This is a genomic window from Corynebacterium sp. p3-SID1194 (genome assembly GCF_025144155.1).
In the GTDB taxonomy this organism is placed as follows: Bacteria; Actinomycetota; Actinomycetes; order Mycobacteriales; family Mycobacteriaceae; genus Corynebacterium.
In genome coordinates this window covers 38203-50908 of record NZ_JALXWY010000003.1, presented here as the reverse complement: position 1 = coordinate 50908, position 12706 = coordinate 38203, and the positions used below count along the sequence as shown (strand labels likewise).

Annotated in this window: 11 protein-coding genes; 7 read left to right on the top strand and 4 right to left on the bottom strand. The window is 62.2% G+C overall.

What is annotated here, in order from left to right; genetic code table 11:
• Positions 1–9: 9 nt before the first annotated feature.
• Both M3G19_RS03525 and M3G19_RS03520 read right to left on the bottom strand, forming a co-directional pair.
• Positions 10–1029, bottom strand: a complete 1020-nt coding sequence (locus M3G19_RS03525) for a nicotinate-nucleotide--dimethylbenzimidazole phosphoribosyltransferase (protein ID WP_259900465.1) — start codon at positions 1027–1029, stop codon at positions 10–12.
• A gap of 36 nt (positions 1030–1065) precedes the next feature.
• A complete protein-coding gene (locus M3G19_RS03520) occupies positions 1066–1884 on the bottom strand; it encodes a DUF3043 domain-containing protein (protein WP_259900464.1) in 819 nt (272 codons plus the stop codon).
• Between the two features lie 213 nt (positions 1885–2097).
• Here M3G19_RS03520 and M3G19_RS03515 point away from each other — a divergent pair, with 213 nt between their 5' ends.
• Positions 2098–2442: an iron-sulfur cluster assembly accessory protein gene (locus M3G19_RS03515; protein WP_259900463.1), complete on the top strand. Its 345-nt coding sequence runs from the start codon at positions 2098–2100 to the stop codon at positions 2440–2442.
• A 137-nt stretch (positions 2443–2579) separates the two neighbouring features.
• On the opposite strand, the gene M3G19_RS03510 is transcribed toward M3G19_RS03515, so the two are convergent.
• Both M3G19_RS03510 and asnB read right to left on the bottom strand, forming a co-directional pair.
• Positions 2580–3638 carry a S41 family peptidase gene (locus tag M3G19_RS03510; protein WP_259900462.1) on the bottom strand — a complete coding sequence of 353 codons (1059 nt, stop codon included), beginning with the start codon at positions 3636–3638 and terminating at the stop codon, positions 2580–2582.
• Between the two features lie 134 nt (positions 3639–3772).
• On the bottom strand, positions 3773–5695 hold the full coding sequence (gene asnB / locus M3G19_RS03505; RefSeq protein ID WP_259900461.1) for an asparagine synthase (glutamine-hydrolyzing): 1923 nt from the start codon (positions 5693–5695) through the stop codon (positions 3773–3775).
• Between the two features lie 481 nt (positions 5696–6176).
• On the opposite strand from asnB, the gene M3G19_RS03500 reads away from it, so the two are divergent.
• From M3G19_RS03500 to M3G19_RS03475, 6 genes are all read left to right on the top strand, one after another.
• Positions 6177–7262, top strand: a complete 1086-nt coding sequence (locus M3G19_RS03500; protein WP_259900460.1) for a cytochrome c oxidase subunit II — start codon at positions 6177–6179, stop codon at positions 7260–7262.
• 19 nt (positions 7263–7281) lie between these two features.
• Complete coding sequence (locus M3G19_RS03495; RefSeq protein WP_259900459.1) at positions 7282–7713, top strand: cytochrome c oxidase subunit 4; 432 nt, start codon at positions 7282–7284, stop codon at positions 7711–7713.
• Between the two features lie 446 nt (positions 7714–8159).
• Positions 8160–8780: a heme-copper oxidase subunit III gene (locus M3G19_RS03490; RefSeq protein WP_259900458.1), complete on the top strand. Its 621-nt coding sequence runs from the start codon at positions 8160–8162 to the stop codon at positions 8778–8780.
• Positions 8781–8832: 52 nt separating this feature from the next.
• A complete protein-coding gene (locus M3G19_RS03485; RefSeq protein ID WP_259900457.1) occupies positions 8833–9681 on the top strand; it encodes a c-type cytochrome in 849 nt (282 codons plus the stop codon).
• Positions 9678–10901, top strand: a complete 1224-nt coding sequence (locus M3G19_RS03480; protein WP_259900456.1) for a ubiquinol-cytochrome c reductase iron-sulfur subunit — start codon at positions 9678–9680, stop codon at positions 10899–10901. Before M3G19_RS03485 ends, M3G19_RS03480 begins: the two co-directional genes overlap by 4 nt.
• Positions 10901–12538, top strand: coding sequence for a cytochrome bc complex cytochrome b subunit (locus tag M3G19_RS03475; protein WP_259900455.1), 1638 nt, complete (start codon positions 10901–10903; stop codon positions 12536–12538). Before M3G19_RS03480 ends, M3G19_RS03475 begins: the two co-directional genes overlap by 1 nt.
• Positions 12539–12706: the final 168 nt, after the last annotated feature.

Sequence of the window (12706 nt, the reverse complement as noted above, 5' to 3'; positions counted from 1 at the left end):
ACAGCTCAGCTATTGCTCGGCGCTGTTCTGGGAGCGCATCTCGTCGGCGACGAGCTCCGTAGCCGCGGTGACGAGCGGCAAGACAGCGGCACCGCCGGCACCCTGGCCGGTGGTCATGTCGAGTGCCGCCACCGGGGTCAGATCCAGGGCCTTCAGGCACACAGTGTGGCAGGGCTCTGGGCTGAGCTGGCCGGCGAGCAGCCACTCTTTCACACCGGGGGCGAGTCGCTCGGCGGTGTAGGCGGCGGCTGCGGGAAACGCGCCGTCGATAAGCACTGGCGTACGTCGTGCCGCGCATTGCGCGATGAACGCGACCTCCGCGACAAAATCCGGCGATGAAATGCGGCGGAGGACCTCCGCGACATCGTCATTGATCTCGCGTGCGCGGAACATCGCGTCGCGCACGGCGGTGACCTTGATCTTCCAGGTCTCGTCATTGATGCCGCTGCCGCGGCCGACCGCGACGACGGGCTCGGTGAAGGTGAGCGTGCCGATGACCGCCGCGGCAACCGTCGTGTTGCCCACTCCGATGTCGCCGATCACGGCGAGATCGCACCCGGAATCGATTGCCGTGTCAGCGATGGTCCTGCCGAGCTCTGCGGCGCGAACGAGCTCGTCGTCGCTCATGGCGTCCTCGACATCGATCGCGCCGGACGCTTCGCGGATGAGCGATCCGGCTTCGGCGAGGCTCACGCGGACGAGCTCCACCGGGGCGTCGGCGATGCGCGCCAACGTGTTCACAGGAGCTGCACCCGCGTCAATCTCATCGGCTTGCAGAACCGATGCCTCCGGCGTGTATGCGGATACCCCGCGGGAGGCGATGCCGTGGTCGCCGGCGAATACGACGATCTTCGGCGATTGAACAGGCCGCGGGGGCGCTTCTCCCTGGCGTCCTGCCAACCATGCGCCGATCCCTGCGAGCCTGCCGAACGACACACCGCGCGGATTTTCCGTCATCGCGGCGCGCACCCGTGCCTCAGCGGAACTGTCCGGCATGGGGACTGGGTTGAAGTCCAGCGAAACGCTCATGATGACATGGCCTGCTTTCTGCGCTATTCCCTGGCGCTACGCCTTGGAACCGATTGCGACCTGCGGCTTCGGGGTACGCCAACCGCGCGGCTGGGAGGCGCGCGAGTAGGCGTACATGCCCAGGCCGAAGCCCGTCTCGTCCGTCTCCGGGAATTTCTCGCGCACAGCGCGGTTCGCGCGGCGGCCGATCAGCACGGCCTCGACGAAGATCGCTGCGATGAAGATCATGGACACCAGCGACAGAATCTCCGCGACGCGCGGCAAGAAAGTGCCCAGAAGCATGATGGCGAGTAGCACGACCATCGTGGGCAGCATGTAGTTGGCCAAAAAGCGACGGGAATCCACCCAGTCGCGCACGTAGCGGCGGACGTCGCCTTGGTCGCGCTCCATCAAGTACTGCTCGTCGCCTGCGTCCATGCGAGCCTGGATTTCCTTGTTGCGCTCACGGCGCTCGGCGCGCTCCTGCTTCTTGTAGTCCTTCCACTCCTCCTTGGACATGGAGGCCTTCAGCTCCTTGCGCTTCTGCGCCTGCTGCGGCTTGGACATGGCATTCGGGTCGCGCACGACACCGCGCTTGACCTCCTGGTCGTGCCGCTTCGGCGTCGGGCGCCCCTTCGGTGGGGTGTAGCCCTTCGGCAGTGGCTTGCCGTCTTTGCCCAGCGGGCGGTCGCTCTTGTCGCCTTGCTTTGTGTCTTGGGCTGTGGAGGCGGAGTTCTTCTTCGCCGAGTTCTTCTTCGCGGAAGAGGCCTTCTTGGTGTCCTTGGCGTTGTCGCCGAGGTCGAGCTTGGTGGAGCCGCTATTGGCGGCTGCGCCTTTTGCCGCGCGGGCATCGGATTTCTGCCAGGGAAGTTTCACGCACTCTAGGCTACAAAACCGCCGTGGGCTGGTGGGAATACGGGTGCGCAGCGTGGTGTTGAACGAATATACAAGCGCGGTATCACGCTCAGGTTTCGTTATTGTCTCGTTTTTGAGCAGTGACCAGCGCAAGTTAGGGTGTACTAGCATCCAGGTGCCGGCCGGGAGTAGGCTCGGGAACCTGAAACGATTCGTAGGCAAGGAGAAACGTTCATGACTGCACCGACTTCCGCAACCGGCGTCAAGCTCACTGAGGCAGCCGCCGCCAAGGCGAAGGCGCTGCTGGATCAGGAAGGCCGCAACGACCTGTCCCTGCGCATCGCCGTTCAGCCGGGTGGCTGCGCTGGGCTGCGCTACCAGCTCTACTTCGACGACCGTGACCTCGAAGGCGACAAGTCCGATGTCATCGGTGGCGTCCGCCTCGTGGTGGACAAGATGAGCGTTCCGTACCTGATGGGCGCGGAGATCGACTTCGCTGACACCATCGAGCAGCAGGGCTTCACCATCGATAATCCGAATGCCGGCGGCTCCTGCGCCTGCGGCGACTCCTTCAACTAAGAGTCAGCTGGCACGCTGCCAGCGAACGATGAAAACGCGCCCCGTTTTGTGCGGGGCGCGTTTTTGTTGGTTTGTGGGCCCTTCCGGTTTGTGCCGGCACAGCGCCCTGTGATCCCAGGGCCGGGGTTCAGGCGGAACTAGCTGCAGCCGTGCTCGTCGCGCAGCCACTTCTGAGCCGCGGCGAGGGCTGCATCGCCTGATTCGGTCTTCGTGTCGGGTTCGATCGGGTCTTCAGCGTAAGTCTGGCCCTCCCGGTCGCGGTCTTTCGCGATGGTGAGCATCAGTTCGCTGCCGTCGGGGAAGTCGTAGACAGTGTTCGCCGAGGCGAAGCCGGCCGTCGGGGTGCCGAAGCTGCGGGAGTTGTCTAGTCCGCGGAATGCCAGCATGGTCGCCTCGCCGGAAGATGCGGTCTCCTCGTCCACCAGGACTGCGGTCGGGGCGTCCCATTTGCCGCCGTGGGTGGACAGGGGAGTGCCGCCGCCGGATACGGAATTGCCGTCTACGGTCACCGGCGACATCCGGCCGGAATACTCGAATTCCATCGCCGTGCCGTCAGGGATGAGCGGGGACAGGCCGGCCAGCATCGGCCCCATGTCGCCGCCGTCGTTGCCGCGCAGATCCACGATCGCGCCACATGCGCCGCTGTCGCGTGCCTGGGTCAGCCCGTCCGCGAGCGTGTCGGCGTAGCTTTGCACGTCAGCGTGGCGGGAGACACCCGGCACGGTCGCGACGACGACGCCACCGTCCACGTCGACAGCAGGCCCCGCACCGCCGGCGCTACCCGGAGCATCGGAATCGGCGACACGCTGCTCGGCTTCTTCCGGGGAGAACAGGCGGGAGTGTTTGCCGCCGGCAGCATGAATGGCGTCGTCAAGCGCTGCGCGCACCTCGTCGACCGAATCTGCGTCCTTGGCCACCTCCTTCGCGTGCTCGCTGGCTGCCGCGAATTCCTCCGAATCGCTGTAGATGCCCTGTTCGGCGAGCTGCAGCACCGTGGAGGTGTAGCGTTTGGGCGAATCCGTGCCGAGGAAGCGTGCCTTGCCGGTCGTCATTGCGCTGACTGCGGGGCCGTAGAAATACGTGGCGGCTGCAGCGACGAGCACGGCCGCGAGAAAGAGCGCCCCGATCACGGTCAGGATCCTGCGTCCGGTCTTCTTTGGCTTTGGTTGAGTCGTGGCTGGCTGTGTTGTTGTCATGGTGCTCATTGAACAGCGGGGCGTAGGTAGAGTCAGTAGCTCTGTTTATGCAATCGAGGTAGAGACAGCACTACCCCGCGTGCAGGCACGGTGGATGTGCCGCGAGGCGGGGTAACGGGGGTCTGAGGGGAGCGTTAGAGCTGCACCGGGTAGTCGCGCTGCTCGATGCCCGGGTCGATGCGGTGCTCGACGAAGATGCCGTGCCAGATCATGAACGCGAGCACGGTCCACAGGCGGCGGGAGTGGTCAGAGACACCGTCGCGGTGCTCCTTGAGCATCTCCAACACCTCGGGCTTGTTGAAGATGTCGTCGGTCTGTGACTCGTTGATGGTCTGCTGCGCCCAGCCGTAGAGCTCATCGCCGGCGAGCCAGTGGCGCATCGGTACCGGGAAGCCGAGCTTCTTGCGGTGCAGCACGTGCGGCGGAACGATCTGCTCCATGGCCTTGCGCAGCGCGTACTTGGTGGTGCCATTCGCGATCTTCAGGTCGTGCGGGATGGTCTCGGCGACGGAGAAGACTTCCTTGTCCAAGAACGGCACGCGCAGCTCGAGGGAGTGCGCCATATTGATCTTGTCGGCCTTGACCAGAATGTCGCCGCGCATCCACGTGAACAGGTCGAGGTGCTGCATGCGCGCGACCGGATCCATGTCCTTCGAGCGGGCGTAGATCGGTGCGGTGACCTCGCGGTGGTCCCATTCCGGCTTCACCCACGGCAGTACGCGACGCAGCTGGTCGTAATTGAAGGAGCGGGCGTTGCCGTAGTAACGCGTCTCCATCGGGGTGGTGCCGCGCTCGAGCAGGGACTTGCCGCGCATTCCCTCAGGCAGAACCTGGCTGAGCTTGTTCAGGCCCTTCAGCAGGGGATCGGGCATCTTCTCGAAGGGAGCGAGGGAGAGCGGTTCCTTATAAATGGTGTAGCCGCCGAATAATTCGTCGGCACCCTCACCGGAGAGCACGACCTTGACGTGTTTGCGCGCCTCCTGCGCGACGAAGAACAGCGGAACGAGCGACGGGTCCGCAACAGGGTCGTCGAGGTACCACATGATTTTCGGGATTGCATCGGCGTATTCCTCGGGGGAGACGACCTTCACGATGTGTTCGACACCGATCGCTTCTGCGGACTCGGCGGCGACGTCGACTTCGGAGTAGCCCTCGCGCTCGAATCCGGTGGTGAAAGTGAGCAGGTCCGGGTTGTGGCGCTTCGCCAGCGTCGCGATCGCAGTGGAGTCAATGCCGCCCGAGAGGAAGGAGCCGACGGTCACATCAGCACGCATATGCTTTGCGACGGAATCCTCCAGCGCCCCGGCAATCTTCGTGAACAGTTCGTGCTCTTTGCCCTTGGTCACTGGGACGACATTGAACTGCGGGTTGAAGTAGCGCTTCGCGTCGACGTGGACACCCGGGGTGAGCGTGGCAGTGCAGCCGGACTCGAGACGGCGGATAGAGGAGTGCAGCGACTCCGGTTCCGGGACGTACTGGAGGTCGACGTAGTGCTCGATAGCGCGGCGGTCAAGGCTCAAATCCAGACCGAGTTCCTCTGCCATCTCCATGATGGCCTTCTTCTCCGAAGAGAAGACTGTACCGGCGTCGGTGGTGGCGTAGTACAGCGGCTTGATGCCGAACTGGTCGCGGGCCACGAACATCGTGCGCGTTTCGGTGTCCCAGATGACAAAGGCGAACATGCCGCGCAGGTGCTTGACCACGTCCTTGCCCCAGTGGTGGTAGCCCACCACGATGGTCTCGGAATCGCCCCCTGTATTGAAGGTCAGGCCGGCGGCGGTGAGTTCCTCGCGCAGTTCGACGTAGTTGTAGATCTCGCCGTTGAACGTCAGGGCGTAGCGCTCCGGATTCTCTGCCGGACCCCAGCGCAGCGGCTGGTGAGAGTGCTCGAGATCGATGATGGCGAGGCGGTTGAAGCCGAAGAGGGCATCCTCGTCGTGCCAGGTGCCCGCAGCGTCCGGGCCGCGGTGGTAGAAGCAGGGGAGAGCTCGCTCGGCGGAATCCACGAAACGGGAGGCGTCAGACGAGCTGGTCAGCATGGCGAGAAGACCGCACATGGGAATGGCTCCTTAGTTGGTCATTTAAGGAAAGTGAGTTCAGCTCTACCCACAATAGAAGCCGCATCCGGCACGACTGGAATTAGCGCGCGTCCGCGTGGCGCGGGGCCTTGCTGTGAGGCGCTCAGGTGGAGCTGTCAGCCAACCTTTAGCCCGTCCCCAATAGGGGTGCAACTTCCGGTTGATATTTCTGGCGAATAGTGTGACGACGGGCACATTGCCGGATTGGCTCCGATGTCCAGCACTGAAGACGTGGCCGGTTACCAGCGGGTAAACGGATCGGTGTGGTCGCCGGTCGCAGCAGTTGATTGGGCTGGCTGAACATGCGGACCGCGGCGGGTTAGGTCCGGGGCGCGGATAATCTATTCTGACTTGGTAGGAATATTCTGCTCTGCTCGCCCCATGCTGGCTGTCAGCCGGGGGAGAGGATTGAAGGGTATTCACAGCTTTTTCGTTTGTGTGGACAGGAAGGCAGACACACGTGGATACGGCAAAGAACCGTGGCCTGGCCAAGAAGCTCGGAGTCGCAGGGCTGCTCGCCCTGAGCGGCTTCGGTCTCGCCGGCTGTGAGGCTGAACCGCCGAGCGCATTGTCGAACTTGCTCGACATGGGCTGGCCGGACCCCATCACCCCTGAAGGTGCAAGCATGTACAACTTCTGGGTGTGGGTCTGGCTCGCCGCATGGATCATCGGCATCATCATGTGGGGCATCTTCCTCTACGCGATCTTCGCGTGGGGTGGTAAGCGCCGCGAGAAGAAGGGTGCCGGGGAATTCCCAAAGCAGCTGCAGTACAACGTTCCGCTGGAGCTGGGCTTGACCATCGTCCCGATCATCATCGTGATGGTGCTGTTCTTCTTCACCATTCAGGCGCAGACCAAGGTCGTCGCTCTGGATAAGAATCCGGAAGTCACCGTTGATGTCACCGGTTTCCAGTGGAACTGGAAGTTCGGCTATGCCCACGTCGGTCCGGAGCTTTCGCCGACTGGTTCCGACTATGACGGTACTGATGCAGAGCGTCAGAAGATCGCCGACGAGTCCCAGAAGGATGCGGAGGACGTTCACAACGCGAACCCGATCCACGGCAACTCGATGTCGGACAAGTCCTACCTGAACTTCAACAAGATTGAGACTGTCGGCACGACCGAGGAAGTTCCGGTGCTGGTTCTTCCGACCAACACTCCGATCGAGTTCCGTCTGGCATCCGGCGACGTGTCCCACGCGTTCTGGGTTCCGGAGTTCCTGTTCAAGCGCGACGTCTACTCCCACCCGGAGAAGAACCAGCAGGAGCGCAGGTTCCAGATCGAGCAGATCAATGAGGAAGGCGCATTCGTCGGCCGCTGTGCCGAGATGTGCGGTACCTACCACGCAATGATGAACTTCGAGATCCGCGCGGTCTCCCCGGAGAAGTTCCGCGACTACATGCGCTTCCGCGAGGAGAACCCCGACGCGGCTAACTCCGAGGCCCTCGCATCCATCGGCGAAGAGCCGTTCGCAACGTCCACCCGTCCGTTCAACTCCGACCGAACCGGTACCCGCGGCGGCGACAACGCCGTGCAGAACGTCTAAGAGAGGCTAGGGAAAAGCAATGGGAGCTGGAGCAAAAGTCTTCTACGCCAACGGCGTCTTCCTGACGATCATGGCGGTCATCTACGCATTCGCCACCAACTACGTCGGCGATGACGCATACCTCTACGGCTACGAATGGGCCGGCGGTGTCGCACTGATCCTGGCAGCTGCCTTCTCGTTCATGCTCGGCGGTTACCTCAACTTCACCGAGAGCCGCAGCGATGTTCTTCCGGAGGACTGGGAGGAGGCTGAGGTCGAGGACGGTGCAGGCGTCCTGGGCTTCTTCTCCCCGGGCTCCATCTGGCCGCTCGCTATGACCGGCGGCATCTGCCTCATGGCCTTCGGCATTGCCTTCTGGCAGCTGTGGCTGCTGGCCGTTGGTGCGGTCATCCTCATCTGGGCGACCACCAAGCTGAACCTGCAGTACGGCATTCCGCGCGAGAAGCACTAAACGCCTTCGACGCTTCACGCGCCTAACCCCGCACCGATGATCTCCACGGTGCGGGGATTTTTTATGCGTGCTTTTTCACACGTGCGCGGTGGGGGAGTGTGGCTGAAATGCGGGGGGTCATACGAAAGTTTGGGGGATCGGGCGTTTCGGCAGGGCGCATGTGTGAATCCAGTCACACTCGGGAACTAAAAAATTTCCGATTATTTTCCGAAAGACAGTAGCGGGATTTAGGCGGTTTTCGGTCCGGCGAAGTGTGCTCGTAAGCGTTAGCCGATGACCTGCACCGATGAACGTCGTAAAGCGTGCCGAAATAGTTCCCGCAACTTTTATGTGGACCGACACGCGCAGGAAACGAAAAGAAAACGGCAGGTCCGCGTCGTGCTCACATGAAAAATTCGGGGGTGAACAAGGTGACTTTATGGTTCAAAAAGGCGATACTGTTACGCGTGACGACTGCAACAACGAACCCAGGTATGGCGACAGCGCCCGATCGTCTTCCCGTGCTGAACCGTCCCAACATGGTCAGCGTGGGCACGATCGTGTTCCTCGCCCAAGAATTGATGTTCTTCGCCGGCTTGTTCGCGATGTACTTCACCTCGCGCGCAAACGGCATGTCCACCGGCGATTGGTCGAACCAGACGGACCACCTCAACGTGGTCTTCGGCACGATCATCACCGTCGTCCTGGTGACCTCCTCGGTCACGTCTCAGTTCGGCGTCTTTGCCGCTGAGAAGGGCGATGTCTTCGGTCTGCGCAAGTGGTTCACCGTGACCATCGCGCTCGGCGTGGTCTTCTTGGGCCTCGTCGCATTTGAGTGGACCGAGATGGTCATGGCGGGAATCACCCCGCAGTCCAGTGTTTACGGCTCGGTGTTCTACATCATCACCGGCTTCCACATGGCTCACGTGACCGCGGGCATCCTCGCGTTCGTCGTCGTGATCCTCCGTGTGGCCAAGTCGAAGTTCACCCCGGCGCAGGCTACTGCCGCCATGGTGACCTCCTACTACTGGCACTTCGTCGACGTCGTGTGGATCGGCGTGTTCGTTACTCTCTACCTGGTTCAGTAGCGCGGCCTTTCGGACGTAAGCACTAACCACCGATTTCGCTTAAGGGAACAACATGGATAACACCCCAAAGAAGGCGCGGAACCGCCGCAAGATGCGCCGCTCAGCGGCCGGCGCACTGGCGCTCGGCATCGGTCTCTCGGGTGCCGGCCTGCTGGCTACGGCCCTGACTCCGGATGCGCAGGTTGCCACCGCCCAACGCGATGACCAAGCGCTGATCCAGGAAGGCAAAGACCTCTACGAGCAGGCCTGCATCACCTGCCACGGCGCGAACCTGCAGGGCGTGAAGGACCGTGGTCCTTCTCTGATCGGTACCGGCGAGGGCGCCGTGTACTTCCAGGTCAACTCCGGCCGCATGCCGATGATGTCGAACGACGCGCAGGCTGAGCGCAAGAAGCCGCGCTACTCCGAGGCACAGACGCTGGCTATGGCCGCATATGTTGCAGCAAATGGCGGCGGTCCGGAGCTCGTGTACAACGAGGACGGCTCCATCGCTATGGAAGAGCTGCGCGGTAAGAACTTTGATGGCGACATTCAGGCCGCTGACGTTGCACGCGGTTCCGAGCTGTTCCGCCTCAACTGCGCGTCCTGCCACAACTTCACCGGCCGCGGCGGCTCGCTGTCGTCCGGTAAGTATGCGCCGTATCTGGATCCCGCCAACGAGCAGGAGATCTACCAGGCAATGCTGACCGGTCCGCAGAACATGCCGAAGTTCTCCGACCGTCAGCTGACGGCGGATGAGAAGCGCGACATCATCGCCTTCATCAAGTCGTCGAAGGAGACCCCGAGCCCGGCTGGTTGGGCACTGGGCGGTATCGGCCCGGTGGCTGAGGGTCTGGCTATGTGGATCATTGGCGTCACCCTCGTCGGTGCAGCCGCAATGTGGATTGGATCGCGCTCATGAGCAATGAACTAAAGAAGAACTACACCAGCGAAGAGCTGGACAAGATGAGCAACGCTGAGCTCGCTGCACTGGGCACCGAGCTTGACGACGTCACGGTGGCGTACCGCAAGGAACGCTTCCCGATCGAGAACGATCCGGCAGAAAAGCGTGCCGCAGCTGGCATCAACATCTGGCTGGGTCTGTCCATCATCACTGGTCTCGCTTTCTTGGGTGTGTACCTGTTCTGGCCCTGGGAGGCTCGCTTCCATGGTCAGGAAGGTCTGGGGATGTACAGCCTGTACACCCCGCTGCTGGGTCTGACCTCGGGTCTGTCGCTCGTTTCCCTCGGTGTGGCAATCGTCCAGTACGTGAAGAAGTTCGTGCCGGAGGAGATCGCGGTTCAGCGCCGTCACGACGGCCGCTCTTCCGAACTCGACCGTCGCACCACGACGGCACTTCTGAACGATGCTTGGCAGACCTCCACCCTTGGTCGTCGCAACGTCATGAAGGGCCTGCTCGGCGGCGCTGGTCTGATGGCTGGTCTGGTCATCATCGCCCCGCTCGGTGGCATCATCAAGAATCCGTGGCGTGTCCGTCACCAGATGAACTACAACGGCGACGGCACCCTGTGGACCCAGGGTTGGTCACTGGCCCGCGAAGGCAAGAAGCTCTACCTGGGTCGCGACACCGCCGCGGTCGCCGAGTTGCACGACACCGAGGCCGGTAAGCACTACAGCACCGCAGGCGTGTCCCGTCTGGTGCGTATGCGCCCGGAGGACCTTGACGCAGCGGCCATGGAGACGGTCTTCCCGCTCCTTGAAGAGGATGTCAACGACGGCGATAAGTACGACGCCGAGCGTGACGTGTACGAGAATCACATGCACTCGATTCACGGCCCGCGCAACGCTGTCATGCTGATTCGCCTGCGTTCCTCCGACGCCGCCAAGGTGCTCGAGCGCGAGGGCCAGGAGGACTTCCACTACGGCGACTACTACGCCTACTCGAAGATCTGCACTCACATCGGTTGCCCGACCTCTCTGTACGAGGCACAGACCAACCGCATCCTGTGCCCGTGCCACCAGTCGCAGTTCGACGCTTTGGAGCACGGCAAGCCGGTCTTCGGTCCGGCGGCCCGCGCTCTGCCGCAGCTGCCTATTGAAATCGACGAAGACGGTTACCTCATCGCCCGCGGGGACTTCATTGAGCCCGTCGGCCCGGCATTCTGGGAGCGTAAGTCATAATGAGCACGAAACTGGAACAAGCCGCGGACAATATTGACTCGCGGTACACGATCTCGGGCATTCTCCGCCCGCAGCTGAACAAGGTCTTCCCGACCCACTGGTCGTTCATGCTGGGTGAGATGGCGCTGTACAGCTTCATCATCCTCCTGCTGACCGGTGTCTACTTGGCCCTGTTCTTTGACCCGTCCATCACCAAGGTCATCTACGACGGCGGCTACCTGCCGCTCAACGGTGTGGAAATGTCGCGCGCATACGCGACGGCACTTAATATTTCCTTCGAGGTCCGCGGCGGTCTCTTCGTCCGCCAGATGCACCACTGGGCCGCCCTGATGTTCATGATGGCGATGTTCGCCCACATGATGCGCATCTTCTTCACCGGCGCGTTCCGTCGCCCGCGTGAGGCCAACTGGATCATCGGTGTCACCCTGATCCTGCTGGGCATGGCTGAGGGCTTCATGGGCTACTCCCTGCCGGACGACCTGCTCTCCGGTGTCGGTCTGCGAATCATGTCCGCCATCATCGTGGGTCTGCCGATCATCGGCACCTGGCTCCACTGGGCAATGTTCGGCGGCGACTTCCCGTCGGATCTCATGCTGGACCGCTTTTACATCCTTCACGTGCTGATCCTGCCGGGCATCATCCTCGCGCTCATTGCAGCGCACTTGCTGCTCGTCTGGTTCCAGAAGCACACTCAGTTCCCGGGCCCGGGTCGCTCCGAGAACAATGTCGTGGGCATCCGCATTATGCCGGTCTTCGCCGTGAAGGCCATGGGCTTCGGCATGCTGGTCTTCGGCGTTCTCGCTCTGATGGCCGGTGTCACCACCATTAACGCCATCTGGAATATCGGCCCGTACAACCCGTCGCAGGTCTCCGCTGGTTCGCAGCCGGATATCTACATGCTGTGGACTGACGGTGCCGCCCGTGTCATGCCTGCGTGGGAGCTCTACCTGGGCAACTACACCATTCCGGGCGTGTTCTGGGTCGCACTGCTGGCAGGCCTGATGGTCGTCCTGCTGCTGACCTACCCGTTCATCGAGAAGAAGGTCACCGGCGACGATGCGCACCACAACCTGCTGCAGCGTCCGCGCGACGTTCCGGTGCGCACCGGCATCGGTGTCATGGGCCTGGTCTTCTTCCTGCTCCTGACGCTGTCCGGCGGTAACGACTTGTTCGCGTACCACTTCCAGATTTCCCTGAATGCGATGACCTGGGTCGGCCGTATCGGCTTGATCGTCCTGCCGCCGCTGGCGTACTTCATCACCTACCGCATTTGCGTTGGTCTGCAGCGCAGCGACCGCGAGGTGCTGGAGCACGGTATTGAGACCGGTATCATCCAGAAGCTGCCGAACGGCGCCTTCGTCGGTGTGCACCAGCCGCTGGGCCCGGTCGACGCCGACGGCCACCAGCTGCCGCTGGAGTACGCCGGTGCACGTGTGCCGAAGCAGCTCAACGAGCTCGGCTACGCCGACTCGGAGACCTCCGGTGTCTTCTCGCCGGATGACCCGGCGATCACCGCGAAGCGCAACGAGATCAAGCGTGCTAACCACCACGAGGAGGTGGAGACCCTCCGCGCCCTCGAGGCCGAGAAGGACGCTTCCGACCGTGATGCTGGCGCTATTGAACGCAAGCGCAAGTAGAATCTAGGCGCAACAGCGCTTAAAACCCCCTTCCGTTTGAGTCCGGTTCAGTCCGGGTCAGGGAAGGGGGTTTCTTCGCGTTTGTAGCGTTTTTGTAACGGTGTGATGAGCGTCACACTAAAATTTTTGAGGGTATAGGGTCTCTTGGGTAGGGGTTACGCAACGCGT

What these genes read in the sequence shown, in the direction of transcription:
- M3G19_RS03515 (WP_259900463.1), top strand. Translation starts at nt 2,098, where the DNA reads ATGACTGCACCGACTTCCGCAACCGGCGTCAAGCTCACTGAGGCAGCC.
- M3G19_RS03480 (WP_259900456.1), top strand. Translation starts at nt 9,678, where the DNA reads ATGAGCAATGAACTAAAGAAGAACTACACCAGCGAAGAGCTGGACAAG.
- M3G19_RS03475 (WP_259900455.1), top strand. Translation starts at nt 10,901, where the DNA reads ATGAGCACGAAACTGGAACAAGCCGCGGACAATATTGACTCGCGGTAC.
- M3G19_RS03495 (WP_259900459.1), top strand. Translation starts at nt 7,282, where the DNA reads ATGGGAGCTGGAGCAAAAGTCTTCTACGCCAACGGCGTCTTCCTGACG.
- M3G19_RS03510 (WP_259900462.1), bottom strand. Translation starts at nt 3,638, where the DNA reads ATGACAACAACACAGCCAGCCACGACTCAACCAAAGCCAAAGAAGACC.
- M3G19_RS03485 (WP_259900457.1), top strand. Translation starts at nt 8,833, where the DNA reads ATGGATAACACCCCAAAGAAGGCGCGGAACCGCCGCAAGATGCGCCGC.
- M3G19_RS03525 (WP_259900465.1), bottom strand. Translation starts at nt 1,029, where the DNA reads ATGAGCGTTTCGCTGGACTTCAACCCAGTCCCCATGCCGGACAGTTCC.
- asnB (WP_259900461.1), bottom strand. Translation starts at nt 5,695, where the DNA reads ATGTGCGGTCTTCTCGCCATGCTGACCAGCTCGTCTGACGCCTCCCGT.